The 16775-nt window shown below is 37.0% G+C and carries 16 protein-coding genes; 8 read left to right on the plus strand and 8 right to left on the minus strand.

Annotation, left to right across the window (positions count from 1 at the left end; genetic code table 11):
- Nucleotides 1–19: 19 nt before the first annotated feature.
- Nucleotides 20–376, minus strand: a complete 357-nt coding sequence (locus HME7025_RS08630; protein ID WP_109323246.1) for a CoA-binding protein — start codon at nt 374–376, stop codon at nt 20–22.
- A 347-nt stretch (nt 377–723) separates the two neighbouring features.
- On the opposite strand from HME7025_RS08630, the gene HME7025_RS08635 reads away from it, so the two are divergent.
- Nucleotides 724–1293, plus strand: coding sequence for an NUMOD4 domain-containing protein (locus tag HME7025_RS08635; RefSeq protein ID WP_109323247.1), 570 nt, complete (start codon nt 724–726; stop codon nt 1291–1293).
- Nucleotides 1294–1328: 35 nt separating this feature from the next.
- On the opposite strand, the gene metF is transcribed toward HME7025_RS08635, so the two are convergent.
- From metF to kdsB, 3 genes are all read right to left on the minus strand, one after another.
- Entirely contained in the window at nt 1329–2282 is a 954-nt protein-coding gene (gene metF / locus HME7025_RS08640; RefSeq protein ID WP_109323248.1) for a methylenetetrahydrofolate reductase [NAD(P)H], read from the minus strand.
- 3 nt (nt 2283–2285) lie between these two features.
- Nucleotides 2286–6047 (minus strand): methionine synthase, encoded by a 3762-nt coding sequence (gene metH, locus HME7025_RS08645; protein WP_109323249.1) that lies wholly within the window; start codon nt 6045–6047, stop codon nt 2286–2288.
- 99 nt (nt 6048–6146) lie between these two features.
- Nucleotides 6147–6899 (minus strand): 3-deoxy-manno-octulosonate cytidylyltransferase, encoded by a 753-nt coding sequence (gene kdsB, locus HME7025_RS08650; protein ID WP_226998198.1) that lies wholly within the window; start codon nt 6897–6899, stop codon nt 6147–6149.
- Between the two features lie 72 nt (nt 6900–6971).
- On the opposite strand from kdsB, the gene HME7025_RS08655 reads away from it, so the two are divergent.
- From HME7025_RS08655 to HME7025_RS08675, 5 genes are all read left to right on the plus strand, one after another.
- Nucleotides 6972–7727 carry a hypothetical protein gene (locus tag HME7025_RS08655; protein ID WP_154401952.1) on the plus strand — a complete coding sequence of 252 codons (756 nt, stop codon included), beginning with the start codon at nt 6972–6974 and terminating at the stop codon, nt 7725–7727.
- Nucleotides 7717–8661, plus strand: a complete 945-nt coding sequence (locus HME7025_RS08660; RefSeq protein WP_109323252.1) for a septal ring lytic transglycosylase RlpA family protein — start codon at nt 7717–7719, stop codon at nt 8659–8661. The genes HME7025_RS08655 and HME7025_RS08660 overlap by 11 nt, the downstream gene beginning before the upstream one ends.
- A 170-nt stretch (nt 8662–8831) precedes the next feature.
- Nucleotides 8832–9614, plus strand: a complete 783-nt coding sequence (locus HME7025_RS08665; RefSeq protein WP_109323253.1) for a TIGR02757 family protein — start codon at nt 8832–8834, stop codon at nt 9612–9614.
- Nucleotides 9605–10561 (plus strand): aldose 1-epimerase, encoded by a 957-nt coding sequence (locus HME7025_RS08670; protein ID WP_109323254.1) that lies wholly within the window; start codon nt 9605–9607, stop codon nt 10559–10561. The genes HME7025_RS08665 and HME7025_RS08670 overlap by 10 nt, the downstream gene beginning before the upstream one ends.
- 26 nt (nt 10562–10587) lie before the next feature.
- Nucleotides 10588–11478: a DUF3078 domain-containing protein gene (locus tag HME7025_RS08675; protein ID WP_109323255.1), complete on the plus strand. Its 891-nt coding sequence runs from the start codon at nt 10588–10590 to the stop codon at nt 11476–11478.
- 97 nt (nt 11479–11575) lie between these two features.
- On the opposite strand, the gene HME7025_RS08680 is transcribed toward HME7025_RS08675, so the two are convergent.
- Entirely contained in the window at nt 11576–12466 is an 891-nt protein-coding gene (locus HME7025_RS08680; protein ID WP_109323256.1) for a Ppx/GppA phosphatase family protein, read from the minus strand.
- On the minus strand, nt 12463–12759 hold the full coding sequence (locus tag HME7025_RS08685; RefSeq protein ID WP_109323257.1) for a HesB/IscA family protein: 297 nt from the start codon (nt 12757–12759) through the stop codon (nt 12463–12465). Before HME7025_RS08685 ends, HME7025_RS08680 begins: the two co-directional genes overlap by 4 nt.
- A gap of 139 nt (nt 12760–12898) precedes the next feature.
- Here HME7025_RS08685 and porX point away from each other — a divergent pair, with 139 nt between their 5' ends.
- Entirely contained in the window at nt 12899–14464 is a 1566-nt protein-coding gene (gene porX, locus HME7025_RS08690; RefSeq protein WP_109323258.1) for a T9SS response regulator signal transducer PorX, read from the plus strand.
- A gap of 41 nt (nt 14465–14505) precedes the next feature.
- Here porX and HME7025_RS08695 read toward each other — a convergent pair whose 3' ends face one another.
- Together HME7025_RS08695 and fsa are read right to left on the minus strand one after the other, a co-directional pair.
- Nucleotides 14506–15177: a cell division ATP-binding protein FtsE gene (locus HME7025_RS08695; RefSeq protein WP_109323259.1), complete on the minus strand. Its 672-nt coding sequence runs from the start codon at nt 15175–15177 to the stop codon at nt 14506–14508.
- Nucleotides 15178–15185: 8 nt separating this feature from the next.
- Nucleotides 15186–15845 carry a fructose-6-phosphate aldolase gene (fsa, locus tag HME7025_RS08700; protein ID WP_109323260.1) on the minus strand — a complete coding sequence of 220 codons (660 nt, stop codon included), beginning with the start codon at nt 15843–15845 and terminating at the stop codon, nt 15186–15188.
- A gap of 181 nt (nt 15846–16026) precedes the next feature.
- On the opposite strand from fsa, the gene HME7025_RS08705 reads away from it, so the two are divergent.
- The gene (locus HME7025_RS08705; RefSeq protein ID WP_109323261.1) at nt 16027–16758 is read left to right on the plus strand and encodes a tetratricopeptide repeat protein; all 732 of its coding nucleotides are present in this window, start codon (nt 16027–16029) and stop codon (nt 16756–16758) included.
- Nucleotides 16759–16775 lie beyond the last annotated feature (17 nt).

Here is a 16775-nt window from a genome sequence, read left to right on the forward strand (position 1 = left end):
AAAAACTAACAGATACCTATTAAAATTGCCCTGTTTGCAATAATACCAAGGTACAGGCTTCATCTGTCACTATTCCCTCTTCTTCTAGGCTCTTCCTCAGCTTTTCATTTTCCGTACCTGGATTAAATATTACTCTTCTTGGTTTTAGTTTTCTAATGTAGTCCAATAGGCCATTTTGATTTTGTGGACCTACGTATAAAGTGACCGTATCTACATTATCTTCTATCCAATCAATGGGATGGATCTTTGTTCCCAATAATTCTCCATTTTTTATTCCCACCAATACAATTTCATGCCCTTTATTATGCAGCATATGAGCCGCCAAATAGGCGTAACGCTGAGGATTGATGGAGGCACCGTAAATTAAAACTTTCATGAATTATGATAAAGTTAAGGTCATATTTTACTATTCTTTTAGAACCGAGTTTACTTGAATAAAGTTCTTGATTTACTGAATCAATGCCAAATTGAATAAATACTCACCTTCTATAAATTTGCTAAAAAATTGCTTTCAGGGATCAAATTCAATCATTTTGGAAGCTAAATAGAAATTTCTAAACCATGGCTAAATCGAATAAAAACCACTCATACCTTTTTTGAAATAAAGAATCAGAATATTTAACAATTTTGAATGAAGTTTTTCGTTTTGACCTAAACTTTCGCAATTCGAATAATATATTTAAATTGCAAAACTACCCGTTCTATAATAAGTACTTTAATTCTATGACCGCCTTAAAAAACTATTGGAATGAGCAATGGAAGCGCATTCCGTTCCCCGAATTTGATAATCAAATTCATTATGAAATCTCTAATTACGGCCGAGTAAAAAGTTTTCAGAATAATCCAGAGGGTGATCTGATTCAAGGTTCAATGATTCAGGGATATCGTTCTCTCAATATTCGATTTCAGCAAAAATCTGCGAATCGCTATATCCACAAATTAGTGGCTGAATGTTTTGTTGAGAAAAAAGAAGAATCTGACAATTTTGTGTTGCATTTGGATCATGACAAATTGAATAACCGAGCTGAAAATCTAGTTTGGGGAAATCGAAGTCTAGTCACTGCCCACAATAAAAATAATCCAAGCGTGATTAATCGTCAAATTCCGAAAAGAACCAAGAATTATAAGCTGACGGAAAGCAAAGTCTTGATGATTAAAAAAATGCTAAAATCGGAAAAAAGTCGATTTAAAATGATTGCTAAGCAATTCGGCATTACACATACTCAGCTTAACCGCATTCGTTCAGGTGAAAACTGGAAACATGTCAAGCTAGAAGAAACAGGAGTCTTGTAAATAAAAAAGAGCGATTTCTCAATCGCTCTTTTTTACTAAAATAAGGCCGAAGCGATGGATCGGACACTATCAGATTTACTCATGGTGTAAAAATGTAAAGCTGGGACACCTGCTTGGATTAATTCTTTTCCTTGCTGAATTGCCCATTCTATTCCAGCTTGTTTGATACCTGCCGAATTTGTTGCAGCCAAAACTGCTTTTGATAAATCGTTTGGAATTTCTAAGTGAAATATAGCTGGTAATACCTCCAATTGCTTAACTGTAGCTAATGGTTTTATTCCTGGGATTATAGGTACATTTATTCCTATGGCCCGACAAGCCTTCACAAAATCAAAGTATTTCTGATTATCAAAAAACATTTGGGTTACTACATAATCAGCCCCAGCATCCACTTTTTGTTTTAAATACTGTAGATCTGTCTCTAAGGAAACGGCTTCAAAATGTTTCTCAGGATAGGCAGCTACCCCTACACAAAAGTTTGTTGGGAATGATTCCGTTTCTTCATAAAGTAATTGACCCTTATTCATTCGACATATCTGCTCCACCAATTCATTGGCATAAGCATGTCCTCCTAATTTAGGGATAAATCGATCCTCTCCTTTTTCTTGGTCACCACGTAAGGCTAATACATTTTCAATTCCTAAATAATGTAAGTCAATCAAGAAATCCTCCGTCTCCTCTTGGGTAAATCCTCCACAAATAACGTGAGGAACTGCTTCTACTTTGAACTTTTGCATCAAAGCAGCGCAGATTCCTAAGGTACCTGGACGTTTACGAATAGGAATTCTTTTCAATTCCCCGTTCACCTCTTTCTCTATGAATTCTTCACGGTGGTAGGTAACTTCTATAAAGGGTGGCTTAAATTCCATCAATGGCTCAATATGCCCCATTAACTCCCCTAAATGTTGTCCTTTAACAGGAGGTATGATTTCTATGGAAAATAAGGTTTTACCTCCTGAATTCTTAAAATACTCAGTTATTTTAGTCATATTCTATGCATCGTAATTTAATACAGGACTTAGCCAACGTTCAATTTCCTCTACCGACATCTGCTTACGTTGAGCATAATCCTCCACTTGATCTTTGGTAATTTTACCTAAACCATAATAAGTTGATTTAGGATGGGAAAAGTAAAAACCTGAAACGGAAGATGCCGGATACATGGCATAACTTTCAGTCAACTTAATCCCAATTTTATCTTCGGCATCTAACAATTCAAAGAGACGCTTCTTTTCAGTGTGATCAGGGCAAGCAGGGTAACCTGGAGCAGGGCGAATACCTGTATATTTCTCTGCAATTAGATCTTCATTGGATAAATCTTCGTCTCGCTCATATCCCCAGAATTCTTTACGTACTCGCTCGTGTAACAATTCTGCCAATGCTTCGGCTAACCTATCTGCTAAAGCTTTCACCATGATCGAGTTATAATCATCATGAGCCTTATCATACTTTTCCAATAAAGCTTCAATTCCAATACCTGCGGTAACAGCAAAAGCTCCTACATAATCAGTAACACCTGTTTCCAAAGGAGCTACAAAATCACTTAAACAGTGGTTCGCTAAATTGGCTGCCTTGACATTTTGTTGACGCAAATGATGCAGCCATTGACTAGAATCTGAGCTAGCATCCTTCTTTTGAATCTCATATTGCACATGGATATGCTCTCCATGTTTTTCACAAGCCACTTTATTTTCATTGACCTTAAAATCATGCAATATAATATCATCACCAAAAGCATTGGCAGGAAAAAATCCTAAAGCAGCTTTAGCTTGCAATGATTTATCTCGAATAATTACTGCTAATAAATCCTGCGCATCTTGGAATAGCTTCTTGGCTTCAGGGCCAACTACGGTATCATCAAATATACGAGGGTATTTACCGCTCAGTTGCCATGTAGCAAAAAATGGAGTCCAGTCGATGTATTTAGCTATTTCAGCCAAAGAATAATCTTCAAAGTATTTTACTCCTAAGAAACTAGGTTGATGTGCTTGAAATTCAGACCAATCGATTCCTCTTGATTTTTGTCGAGCTTGGTCAATCGTCAAATAATTTTTCTCTTGTTGACGAGCTGCATGTTGCACTCGAATTTGCGCATATTCCTCCTTGATTTCGGTGAATATTTCTTTTTGAGATAATTCACTTTGCAATAATCTACCTGCTACAGGTACGGAGCGAGAAGCATCCAATACGTGAATAACTGGTCCGTCATAGTGAGGATCAATTTTCACTGCCGTATGTAAGCGGGAAGTGGTTGCTCCTCCAATCAACAATGGAATGGTAAAGCCCATGCGCTTCATTTCTTTGGCGACATAAACCATTTCATCTAAACTTGGTGTAATTAACCCTGATAAGCCAAGAATATCCACTTGATGCTCTTTGGCAGCAGCCAAAATCTTATCGCAGGAAACCATGACGCCTAAATCAATTACTTCATAATTATTACATGCTAAAACAACTCCCACGATATTTTTTCCAATATCATGAACATCGCCTTTGACAGTAGCTAATAATATTTTTCCAGCAGAAGAGCTCTCTCCTACTTGTTTCTCTGCTTCGATATATGGCAACAAATAAGCTACTGCCTTTTTCATGACACGGGCAGATTTTACTACTTGTGGTAAGAACATTTTTCCAGCGCCAAACAAATCTCCCACCACATTCATACCGTCCATCAATGGACCTTCAATCACTTGAATAGGACGATCAACAAGCTTTCTAGCCTCTTCGGTATCTTCATCAATAAACTCCGTTAAACCTTTGATTAAAGCATGTTCAAGGCGCTTATTAACAGGTAATCTCCTCCAAGCATCATCGATTACTTGTTCTTTTCCAGCTGACTTAACTGTATCGGCAAATGCCACTAATTTCTCCGTTGCTTCTGGATTTCTATTGAGTAGTACATCTTCACAAAGATCCCTTAAAGGTTGAGAAATTTCATCATAAACACCTAGCTGACTGGCATTAACGATACCCATGTCCATACCCGCTTGGATTGCGTAGTATAGAAATACCGTATGCATGGCCTCTCGAACAACTTCGTTACCTCGGAAAGAAAACGAAATATTAGAAACTCCACCTGACACTTTAGCATAAGGAAGGTTTTTCTTAATCCAAGCTGTAGCTTCAATGAAATCATTGGCATAATTATTATGCTCTTCCATTCCAGTTGCCACGGTCAATATATTGGGATCAAAAATGATATCCTGTGGAGGGAAAGCCACTACATTGACTAAAATATCATATGCTCTTTGACATATTTCTATCCGACGCTGGTATGAATCCGCTTGACCTTGCTCATCGAAGGCCATCACCACGACGGAAGCACCATAACGTTTTACTTTTTTGGCTAATTCAATAAAGCGTTCTTCTCCTTCTTTCAATGAAATCGAATTCACAACGGACTTACCTTGAACACATTTCAAGCCTGCTTCAATAACTTCCCATTTAGAGGAGTCTATCATGATGGGCAAACGTGAAATATCGGGTTCTGACATCAATAAATTCAGGAATTGAGGCATCATTTTGACACCATCAATCATTCCTTCATCCAGGTTGACATCCAATATTTGAGCTCCGCCATCCACTTGTTCTCTAGCAATGGCAATCGCTTCCTCAAAGTTTTCTTCACGTATTAAACGAGCAAATTTCTTAGAACCAGTTACATTACACCGTTCACCAATGTTAACAAAATTGGTCAATTCCGTAATTTCCAAAGGCTCCAAACCAGAAAGCTTTTGGTTTAGATTTTTTGTTGGCAATTGATGTGGCGGATACTTTGCTGCTGTCTCCGCTATTAAACGAATGTGTTCAGGGGTAGTTCCACAACATCCACCAATGATATTAATAAAGCCATTTTGTAAATAATCTTCAATCACCACGGCCATTTGCTCTGGGCTTTGGTCATACTCTCCCATTTCATTTGGTAAACCCGCATTAGGGTGAGCCGAAACTAAAAAAGGAGATTTATCAGAAAGCGTCTTGATGTATGGTCGCATCAAATCCGCTCCTAAAGCACAGTTTAAACCAACTGAAAGCAAAGGCATGTGGGCTATGGAAGCCAAAAATGCTTCTGTCGTTTGACCAGAAAGTGTTCTTCCCGATGCATCCGTGATCGTACCTGATACCATGACAGGCAAATAAGGCTTGTCTGGATTCTGCTGGAAATATTGATCGATAGCAAAAAGAGCTGCTTTGGCATTTAAGGTATCAAATACAGTTTCTACCAAAAGTAAATCGACTCCACCCTCAACTAAACCTCGTACCTGCTCTTGATAAGCTTCCACTAATTCATCAAAAGAAACAGCTCGAAAACCTGGATCGTTGACGTCAGGAGATAATGAAAGTGTTCTATTCGTTGGTCCAATGGAACCTGCTACATAGCGTGGTTGATCGGGAGTTTTTCTACTAAATTCGTCAGCAACTTCTTTGGCTATTTTAGCCGATTCAAAATTCAGCTCATATACCAAATCCTCCATGTGATAATCTGCCATGGCAATGGAGGTACCTGAAAAAGTATTTGTTTCTGCGATATCAGCTCCAGCTTCAAAATATTTGGCATGAATTTCCTTAATAACATCTGGCCGAGTAATGGACAACAAATCATTATTCCCCTTCACTTCGTGAGGAAAATCTTTAAATCTTTCTCCACGGTAATCGGCATCTGTTAATTGATACTGTTGAATTAAAGAACCCATAGCGCCGTCAAGCACTAGGATTCGATCTTTCAATCGATCGAAAATATTTTGTTTCTGCATATAGATATAAACCTTCTTCGAATCTTACAAAAATTCGAATAATCACTAAAAATCTGATAAAGATACGCCTTTTGGAGGTCTAGATAAAGAGATATTTATTTAAAGAAAGCCTAATTTCTTAATTTTCTCTAAATCTGATGGGCTATCGATTCCGACCGTTTCATGTTGGGTTTCGATGAGTTTAATTTGAAAGCCATGTTGCAACCAGCGCAGTTGTTCCAGCATTTCCGCCTTTTCTAAACTAGAAACTGGTAATCGACTTAATTTAGGCAAAACATCAGCTCGATAAGCATACAATCCAATGTGTTTAAAAAAGTGGTGGTGATCGAACCAATCTTCTGTGGCCACACCGCGCAAATAAGGAATGGTTTGTCGTGAAAAATATAAGGCATTATGCTGATCATCCATGACTACTTTGGGCACGTTGGTATTGAATAGCGTTAATTCATCATGTATTTCCTTGACCAAAGTTAATATGGGAGCATTACTCTCAAATCCTCTACTTAGTTCAACCAATTGATCAGGGTTAATGAAAGGTTCATCTCCTTGGATATTAACTAAATAATCCACAGGACTATCCAATTTGCTTAAAATTTCAGCACAACGATCAGTACCTGATTGATGTGATCCATCTGTCATCATCACCTCGGCTCCAAACGATTGAGCTACCTGATAAATACGTTCATCGTCCGTAGCAATGATGATTCTCTCCCAACCGGGTACCAAAGCCACTTGATCATAGGTTCGTTGAATCATGGGTTTACCTCCCAAATCAACCAATGGTTTTCCTGGAAAGCGAGTAGAAGCATACCTAGCTGGGATTACTGCTACGACTTTTTTGCCTTGCATCATATTCAGATGTACGTTAATTGATAGAATATTGCCAAATTTGCACATTATTTGCCTAGAAACCTTTTGTCAGACTTGAAAAAAAAATTCCAATATCAATTTCCTCAACAAATCTGGAGCCTAGGTTATTGGGGCCTCAGTGATACGCCCAAATTATGGATAGAAGCAAAAAATGCGCTAGAAGGAAATTGGTATGCATATGATTTCAATACCAACCAGCTAAGTGTCATTTCGTCTATTCCTGCGCATAGCAGCCATTTACAATGGTTAAAAGGTCGAGAAAATTTAGGTGTTTTTGTGCGTTTACAATCAGGAAAAAATCCGGGTATTGAGGCCATTGAAGCCTATCAGTTACAAGATGGTAAATTGCGATATACTGTTGAAAGTCAACAAGCTAAAGAACTTACAGAGGATCAAGTACTTATTCAACAAGGGAATACTGTTTTAATCTTGGATTTAGATTCTGGAAAAACACTTTCTGAGCAAAAGAAAAACATTGATAATGAGGGATTTAACTTTGAAAGCCCACATCATATTGAAGAAAGTCAAGAACAATTTAATGCCTTCAAACAATTTTTTAGCTTAAAATTCAGTTTACAGATTGCAAAGGGTTTGGATTATTGGGAAGGCGAGGATAAGCTAATTTTTTCTTATTATCTTTACGATGGTGCTTGGAAAAACTACCTTTTGGTTTGCGATCTAAACTTCCAGATTTTATTGCATGAACTATTAGAAGAGGGTGATTTAATGGGATATCATACCTTCCAAATTTTCCAAAATCACTTATTATTTATTCAACATAAGCTACAACTAGAAATTTATGAATTTTAAATCATGTATACTCTTCCTCTTTATTTGCTTAGGATTTTCCACGCAAATAAATGCCATTACGGTAGATTCTCTTGGCTTAAAAAAAGAAAACAATAAAACTTATGTCGTATTTAAAGTAGGACCTAAACAGTCTTTATTTTCAATACTTCGACGTTACAATTTATCATTAACTGAATTCAAACAAGTTAATCCTGAAATTGCTATTCCTGTAAAAACAGGGGAATTGGTGTTTATTCCATTACGGTATTTGGAGGAAAGTCCTAGTATTCTTAAAACGATCGACAAGCCCAATGAAACAAGTGTAGCACCTTCGGCTAATGAAAAAATAGCGGAAGATGGAAATAAGTCGGATAAAGGTATTCACATCGTAGCTCGTCGTCAAGGTCTTTTGACCATTGCCAACATGCACCAAGTAACGATGGCGCAAATCAGAAAGTGGAATAATCTTACCTCTGATCGATTACAAGAAGGTCAACGTTTGATTATTGCAGAACCAAGTACTGCTACTAGCATTGATAAATCGAGCTTGCTACCTAACAAAACGGAGAAGGCACCAGCTAGTACAGAAGCGAAAATTGATATGACTTTACCGGCTGCTAAAGAAAATGCAGCGGCAGCAACAAGTACGAATCCTTCAGAGGGAGGAAGTACAACACAAGAAGGGATTCGTAAAACTATTGAAACGGGTATCGCAGAATTGATTGACGTGCCTGACAATTCAGGTAAATATTTAGCCTTGCATAAATCTGCACCTATAGGAACATTGGTTTTAGTTAAAAATCTAGCTAATAATCAAAGTATTTGGGTGAAAGTGATTGGAAGATTACCAAATACCGACAATAAGGTCATCATCAAATTATCACCTAAAGCATTTGAGCGATTAAATGCTGTTGATAAACGTATACGAACTGAAATCAGTTATCTAGTTCAATAAGATGGCAAAACGTAAAAGGCCAATTACCGCAGGAAATGTTGTATTTGAGATATTTTTTATCTTATCCTACCCTTTCATTGCCGTATTTTCCGTGTTAGTCACTTGTTTGGTTTGGATTTTCTCTTTACCATCTAAAATCATAGCTTTCTTTGGTTCAAAAAAATAGGAAGATGCAGCAGGAACTGGCTGAGCTACTGAATAAGAAAGTGGCATTTTTCAATCATCCTCGATTCATTGAACATGATCCTATTTCGATCCCGCATTTATTTAGTAAGCAGCAGGACATTGAAATTATGGGCTTTTGGATTTCCATGTTAGCTTGGGGTCAACGAAAAACGATTTTACAGAAAGGTCATGAATTGATTGATTTGATGGATGGTGCTCCTTATGACTTTGTGCTTCATCATCAGGAAAACGATCTTCAGCGATTTGAAAAATTCAAACATCGAACTTTTAACTACACGGATACTTTATATTTTCTTTCCTTTTTCCAAAGACATTATCAGCGATATTCCAGCTTAGAAGCTGCCTTTACTCAAGGAGAATTCAAACCTGAAAATTCAACGATTGAAGCATCATTGAATGGCTTTTATCGTTATTTTTTTGAAGTAGAATGGGCCCCAAAGAGAACCCAAAAACACGTTTCTGCTCCAATGAAAAACTCTGCATGCAAACGACTTTGTATGTTTTTAAGGTGGATGGTTAGAAAAGATACAGCGGGAGTTGATTTTGGGATATGGTCAAAAATATCTCCTCACCAATTAATTTGCCCATTGGATGTTCATTCTCAACGAACGGCAGAAAAATTGGGCTTAGTATCTGCTGGACCTACTAATTGGAAGAAAGCATTAGAATTAACTCGAGTATTAAAATTATATGATTCAATGGATCCTATACAATATGATTTTGCATTGTATGGTATGGGAATAGAAGAAAAAACACTATGGAAATAAATATTTTCGATTCTCCTGATGGCCAAGTGGTTCAGCTTCATAATCCTCACACAGGAGAATCTGCTGAAATTTTACAAGACTTGGGAGGAGCATTAAAAAGCTTGCATCTGAACTTACAAGGAAAAGTGGAAAACATCATCGCTATTCCTCAGGCAAATCAATTTTCTATGAAGGAAAATGATTTGTATCCAAGTGCTTTACTTTGTCCTTGGGTAAACCGAGTAAGAAACGGCAATTATTCCTTCTTGGGAAAAAACTATCAATTACCTATCAATGAAAAGGCCTTGGGCAATGCGATTCATGGTTTTTTAGCTAGGCGAAAATTTGAATTAGGAAAACAGGAAACTACGAAAGAATATGCCAAAGTCGTCTTGTTTTATAACTATGTGGGTGATTTTGATGCTTACCCCTTTCATTTTCAATTTGAGTGGGAATTCACTTTAACGCAAGGTGCATTGGATGTTTCCATGAAATGTATCAATACTGGTGATAGTGACATGCCATTTGCCTGTGGCTGGCATCCTTATTTCCAAATTCCGGGAACCGAATTAGCTGATTACCACATTTACTTTCAAGGAAAAAGTAGGTTTTTATCTGATTCCCAAATGATTCCCATGAAGGAGGAAGCGTTAGAAATGAAAAATGGTTTATCCTTTAGAAGCGAACAAATAGATCATGTTTTTCGACTGAATTCAGTAGATACTCATTTGACCGAATTAGTCGATACCAAGCAAAATAGAGCCTTATTTGTAAAGCAGTCCAGTAAATTATTCCCATTTTTGGTAGTCTTTGCTCCTGCCAATGAAAATTGCGTTGCTATTGAACCTATGACGGCCAATACGGATGCATTTAATACATTGGATGGGCTAATTCAATTAAAATCAAAAGATTTTTTTCAAGGAAATGTACAAATTTGGGTAGGAAATCCGTTAGAGCTCACAAGGTAGAACAATCATTTTTGTACATTTGTCCCATGAAGTTCCATTTACTCCTAATTTTCGCTGGCCTTTTTGTTGCTTTTCAGTCGATGGGCTCGATGAAGCCTGACAGCGTTGTGAGAAAATGGAAGCAGGAATTTACTACGGGTATCAACCTAAATCAATCAAGCTTTAGCGATAACTGGAAAGGTGGGGGAACGAATACATTTGCTACAGGATGGTATTTAAACCACTCGGCCAATGTGCAAAATAATTCATGGCGTTTAGCCAGTGATTTACAAATGCAAGTTGGATTCTTACAAAATAGAACACAGAGTTTACGTAAAAACGTAGACCGAATCTTTTACGAATTTAAAGCAGGTTATCGGATTAGTCCAAAATGGGATTACTATGGATCAACCAACTTTCAAACTCAATTTTTCCAGGGATTTGAATATAATAAAAAGAATAGTGCGGGAGTTCCAGTTGACTCGATCACATCATCCATTTTTGCCCCTGCCTATTTAACTACTTCTATGGGATTTGAGTACCATCCTCAAAAGGCATTTTATACCCGCTTTGGTATTGGTAGCTTACGTCAAACTTTTGTGCTAGATGAGCGAATTTCTAGGGCTGGATTATATGGTTTACAAAAACCAGGCGATAATATTCGTAACCAATTTGTGTTCCAATTTCTAGCCAACGTAGATAAAGATGTTTTTGAAAACGTGAATCTTAAAGCGCGGTATTCTGCATTAATCGATTATTTCCGATTTGGGGTCTCCAATGGTATTGTTCATCGATTTGATGCCAATTTAACCATGAAAGTGAATAAATACTTGAGCACAAACGTTCAGGCTGTTCTATTCCGAGATTATGACCAAGATCCCAATTGGCAATTTTCCCAGATATTATCGATGGGATTATTGTATAAAATATCCAAATAGTTATTAGTTATTAGTTTTTAGTTTTTAGTTTTTAGGTATTAGATATTTTGCATTTCTCCAATAACTGAAACCTAATACCTAATAACTAAATCTTCCCTTATTTTTTTCTTTGCATGTGACGATCATACAACAGTTGTATGATTCCATCTTTAAGACCTAAATCAGGCACAAAAATCTCTTCACATCCTGCTGCTTTCATGGCAGCTAAATAGATTGATGCCGCTGGAACAATCACGTCGGCCCGGTCAGTATTTAAGCGCAATTTATGAACGCGCTCCTCATAAGTGAATGAAGCTACATAATCAGAAATACGCTGTAATTCGCTGAATTGCATCGTTTTAGATTCATTGACTTTTTCAGAAATATTATACAATTTACTAATATTACCTCCTGTACCTACAGCAATCATTTGCCCTGGAATTTCCATCTTTTGATGAATAATCCACTTTTGCATCTTTTCCCAATCCCCTTCTTTCTCTTTTCCTTCCAACAACCTGACTGAACCAATTTTAAAGGATTTAGAGGCTAATTTCTGGCGGTTATGATATATATTTAATTCCGTCGAACCTCCACCCACATCTATGTGTAGGTAATTTTTCTTGGGATGTAAAGATTGTACCACCACATCATTGATTAGCTCTGCTTCCCTACTTCCATCAATCACATTGATCTTCATATCCAAAATTTTATGAATTCGGGTGATGATATCTGGGGCATTGGAGGCTTCCCTCATAGCAGAAGTAGCGCAGATGGAATAATCTTTAACTTCGTGCAAATCCATAAGTAATTTATAGGCATGCAAGAGCTTAAATATTCTTACCTCTGAATCAGGAGAAATAACTCCGTCAATGAATACGTCATGTCCTAAACGTAAAGCAAAACGAACATATTCTATTCGTTTGAAGCTAATGGCTCCGTTATTCTCCAATACACTGGATATTTGTAGTCGGGCAGCATTGGATCCAATATCTATAGCAGCAAACTTCATAGAGTAGAGGGTTTATGTAAATAAAAGCCATTGGCACGGGCCTCAAAGTCAATTTCAGTACCAAGGACAAAAAGCAATTGTCGACGATCAATTAATAAAGGTATTTCATCAATCAGGTATTCTTCATCAAATTCTGTTTTGGAATCAAAACCCAAAACATAAGTACCTCCACAGGTTCCACCTTTCATTCCTACTCGAATGAATGGCTCAGGCATTTTACCATCATGAACCAATGGCAGCAAATTTGCTTTAGCACTTTCAGTAAAACGTACAGGAGCTCCCGTATTAGACATGGAAAAAAATGATTACCAAACAAAATTAGCTAATTTTAGGTGACCAAAACCTAGATTGTCCATTTAACAAAAATTAAATTTTTGATTGGGCAATATTTCATTCAGAGATTGGTTAAGGAAGAAGAATAAAATAACAATTATGACGTATTCGATACTTTGGGCTGACGACGAAATCGACTTATTAACACCCTATATACTTTTTCTTGAAAACAAGGGCTATCAGGTGACAACCGTCAATTCTGGAGCGGATGCCTTGGAATTAGTGGAAAAACAAAAATTTGATGTGCTTTTCTTAGATGAAAATATGCCAGGTATGTCAGGCTTAGAAGTCTTGATTTCCATCAAACAAATTAGACCTAATCTTCCAGTTATCATGATTACCAAGTCAGAGGAAGAAGAACTTATGGAAGATGCCATAGGTTCAAAAATTGCCGATTACCTAATTAAACCACTCAATCCCAACCAATTATTACTTTCTGTTAAACGTATTTTTGACAAAAAGAGATTGGAAGAAGAAAAAACTAATATTAGTTATCAGCAAGAATTCAGAGCATTATCTCTGCAATATCAGGATCAATTAAGTGCCAAGGAATGGGCCGATATTTATAAAAAGCTATTGTATTGGGAACTTGAAATTGACAAAACAGAGAACAAGTCGATGGCAGAGGTATTGAGTAGTCAAAAGTCTGAAGCCAATGTCCATTTTAGTAAATTCATTGAGAATTCGTATGAAAACTGGCTTCAAAAACCAGACACTGAAACTCCCATACTTTCACATTTGATGATGAGAAAATATGTTTTTCCTAAACTGAAAGAGAAAAGCCCCCTATTCTTTATTCTAGTGGACAATTTACGTTTTGATCAATGGAAAATATTAGAAGGTTTTATTCAAGAATATTTCCAATTGGAACAAGAGGAAACTTATTATTCGATCTTACCCACTACAACTGCCTATGCAAGAAATGCAATTTTTGCTGGGATGATGCCATTAGAAATTCAAAAAAACTATCCTGATAAATGGATTTTTGATTTAGGAGATTCTGAGGATGAGGAAGGTTTTAATCAATATGAAGAGTTCTATTTGCAGGAACAATTAAAGCGTTTAAGAATCAATGCAAAGGCATCTTATCATAAAATTATACATCAATATCAAGGTAAAAATTTGGTTGATAATTTCAGCAAATTATTGACAAATGATCTGAATGTGATTGTCTATAATTTTGTGGATATGTTATCCCATGCGAGAACTGACATGGCCATGATTAAGGAATTGGCACCGGATGAATCAGCTTACAGGAGTTTGACCGCCAGTTGGTTCTTACACTCTCCTCTTTTTGATTTATTAAAACGGATTGCGGATAAAAAAGGTCGAGTAATTATTACAACAGATCACGGAATGATTCGTGTTCAGAATCCTATTAAAATTGTGGGAGACAGAACTACAAATACTAATTTAAGATATAAGCAGGGGAAAAATTTAAATTGGGATAACACCAACAAAATGATGGTTTCTCGGAAGCCAGAGCAATTGTTTTTGCCCAAGCCCAATGTATCCACTACCTATGTGTTCAGTAAAGAAGATTACATGTTTGCTTATCCAAACAATTACAATCACTATGTGAATCACTACCGAAATACTTTTCAGCACGGAGGAATTTCACTGGAAGAATGCATTATACCGGTGGTGTATCTGACGGGTAAGTAGAGCAAGCTGAGAGCTGAAGCAATGCTTCAGCTCTTTCCTCTCTAAATACTATCTACGGGAAAGATATTCCCGCCTTCACATTTTAGGAATTTCCCTGGAATTTGGCGCATGGTATTATAATCATGGCTTGCCATTAATATAGCAGTGCCTTGTTGATTTAATTGTTTGAACAATTGCATAATCTCCAACGACACTTCAGGATCTAGGTGACCTGTAGGCTCATCTGCCAATAAAAGAACAGGATTATTTAAAATAGCCCTTGCAATACAAATTCGTTGTTGTTCTCCACCGGACAGTCGATGAACACGCTTATGGATGGCATTGCTCATTCCCACTTGCGCCAATACTTGTTCTATTCTAAATCGAATCTCCTCTGGATTTGTGTGGCCTGTTGCTTCAAGCACAAAAGAAAGATTCTTTTCAACATTGCGATCTGTTAGCAATTGAAAGTCTTGAAAAACAAATCCAAGTTTACGACGTAAGAATGGTACATCGTTACGCTTAATGTCGTTCAATGAATATCCTGCAACTTTAGCTACGCCTAATTCGATGGGAAGTTCGGCATATATGGAGCGAAAAAGTGTACTTTTACCGCTGCCTGTTTTGCCAATTAAATAGGCAAAATCTCCCTCATTCATCTCCAAACTGATGTTTTGCAAGGTTGGAATACCATCTTGCAAAATAGTTACATTTTCAAAGGATAGAACGGCCATAGATTTGCTTATTTATTCTTTGCTTTTTCATGGTCAGCCAAGAAAGTAGCCAAACCGCTATCAGTCAATGGATGTTTTAATAAAGCGAGAATTGCAGATAATGGACCAGTCATCACATCTGCACCTACTTCAGCGCAATTGATGATGTGCATTGGATGACGAACAGAAGCAGCTAAAATTTCTGTTTCGAATTCATAGTTATCATAAATCAATCGAATTTGTTCAATCAATTGAATACCATCATAAGAAATATCATCTAAACGACCGATGAATGGAGATACATAAGTTGCACCAGCCTTAGCCGCTAATAATGCTTGTCCCGCAGAAAACACCAATGTACAATTGGTTTTAATACCATGATCGGAAAAATACTTTAGCGCCTTAATACCGTCTTTTATGATAGGTATCTTAACAACAATTTTTTCATCTAATTCTGCCAACTCCTCACCCTCACGAATCATTCCTGCAAAATCAGTTGCAATTACTTCTGCAGAAACATCTCCATCAACAATATCACAAATGGCTTTATAATGCTTCAATACCTGATCTTTACCGCTGATGCCTTCTTTGGCCATCAAGGATGGATTGGTAGTAACACCATCTAAAATACCTAGATCTTGTGCTTCTTTAATATGATCTAAATTAGCTGTATCAATAAAAAATTTCATGGGATGGATTGGTTTAAACAAAAAAATGGCAAATTCACCGCTACAACCAACTTACCCTTGCTTCGATCAAGACCTGGGGGATTCAGCGGGAGCTGGTAATTTGCCGTTGCAAATATAATAAAAAATGCCCCTTTTTTCAAAATACATACCGATATTTTCCCACTAGGCATTAACTTTGGTCATGCTATCAACTAACATACGTTTCCTAAAATCCTGGCCCTTAATTGGCTGTATACTTTTGGCCCTAATGACTTCTTGTTCTTCTTCTTCAGATGCTTGGCTAGAAGAAGCAAAAACACGCCTTAAAAAAGGTGAATTAGTTTCTGCCCGAGAGGCTCTAAAAAAATCCATTGATAAAAACCCAGGTTCAGCTGAGGCTTACAACATGTTAGGTGTTATTGACTTTCAAGAGAAGAAATACGAAGAAGCTGAAAGCAATTATATCAAAGCCACTGAATTAAAACCTTCTTTATATCAAGCTCAGCTGAATTTAGCTGCCGTTAGAATGGAGAAATCTGCTTGGGAAAAAGCATTGGCGCCATTAGAAGTTGCCATAAAAAATGCCCCAGATTCTGCCTCTGCCTATTTACAAAGAGGAATTGTATGGGCTGCATTGGCTAAACCTCAGCAAGCCATTTCTGATTTCACAACCTGTTTGAGTAAAAATCCCAATGATATTAATGCATTGTACAACCGAGGCAATATTTATTACCAAGGGAAAAACCTAACAGAGGCGGCCAAGGACTTTGAAAAAACTGTTGAAATTAATCCTGAATTTGGAAAAGGGTATTATGCCTTAGGCTTAAGTTTATACCAGCAAAAATTGAGTGAAAAAGCCTGTTTAGCATTCCAGCAAGCAGGAAAATTGAATTACCCGGGAGCCAAAGAGGCTGTCCACAAACTATGTGAATAACACCTAAACCCAAGCAA

It is taken from the genome of Aquirufa nivalisilvae (assembly GCF_003143535.1).
In the GTDB taxonomy this organism is placed as follows: Bacteria; Bacteroidota; Bacteroidia; order Cytophagales; family Spirosomataceae; genus Aquirufa; species Aquirufa nivalisilvae.

Bases quoted from the DNA above. Each gene is read 5' to 3' on its own strand.
- HME7025_RS08630 (WP_109323246.1), bottom strand. From the start codon at position 376: ATGAAAGTTTTAATTTACGGTGCCTCCATCAATCCTCAGCGTTACGCC.
- HME7025_RS08635 (WP_109323247.1), top strand. From the start codon at position 724: ATGACCGCCTTAAAAAACTATTGGAATGAGCAATGGAAGCGCATTCCG.
- metF (WP_109323248.1), bottom strand. From the start codon at position 2,282: ATGACTAAAATAACTGAGTATTTTAAGAATTCAGGAGGTAAAACCTTA.
- metH (WP_109323249.1), bottom strand. From the start codon at position 6,047: ATGCAGAAACAAAATATTTTCGATCGATTGAAAGATCGAATCCTAGTG.
- kdsB (WP_226998198.1), bottom strand. From the start codon at position 6,899: ATGATGCAAGGCAAAAAAGTCGTAGCAGTAATCCCAGCTAGGTATGCT.
- HME7025_RS08660 (WP_109323252.1), top strand. From the start codon at position 7,717: ATGAATTTTAAATCATGTATACTCTTCCTCTTTATTTGCTTAGGATTT.
- HME7025_RS08665 (WP_109323253.1), top strand. From the start codon at position 8,832: ATGCAGCAGGAACTGGCTGAGCTACTGAATAAGAAAGTGGCATTTTTC.
- HME7025_RS08670 (WP_109323254.1), top strand. From the start codon at position 9,605: ATGGAAATAAATATTTTCGATTCTCCTGATGGCCAAGTGGTTCAGCTT.
- HME7025_RS08675 (WP_109323255.1), top strand. From the start codon at position 10,588: ATGAAGTTCCATTTACTCCTAATTTTCGCTGGCCTTTTTGTTGCTTTT.
- HME7025_RS08680 (WP_109323256.1), bottom strand. From the start codon at position 12,466: ATGAAGTTTGCTGCTATAGATATTGGATCCAATGCTGCCCGACTACAA.
- HME7025_RS08685 (WP_109323257.1), bottom strand. From the start codon at position 12,759: ATGTCTAATACGGGAGCTCCTGTACGTTTTACTGAAAGTGCTAAAGCA.
- porX (WP_109323258.1), top strand. From the start codon at position 12,899: ATGACGTATTCGATACTTTGGGCTGACGACGAAATCGACTTATTAACA.
- HME7025_RS08695 (WP_109323259.1), bottom strand. From the start codon at position 15,177: ATGGCCGTTCTATCCTTTGAAAATGTAACTATTTTGCAAGATGGTATT.
- fsa (WP_109323260.1), bottom strand. From the start codon at position 15,845: ATGAAATTTTTTATTGATACAGCTAATTTAGATCATATTAAAGAAGCA.
- HME7025_RS08705 (WP_109323261.1), top strand. From the start codon at position 16,027: ATGCTATCAACTAACATACGTTTCCTAAAATCCTGGCCCTTAATTGGC.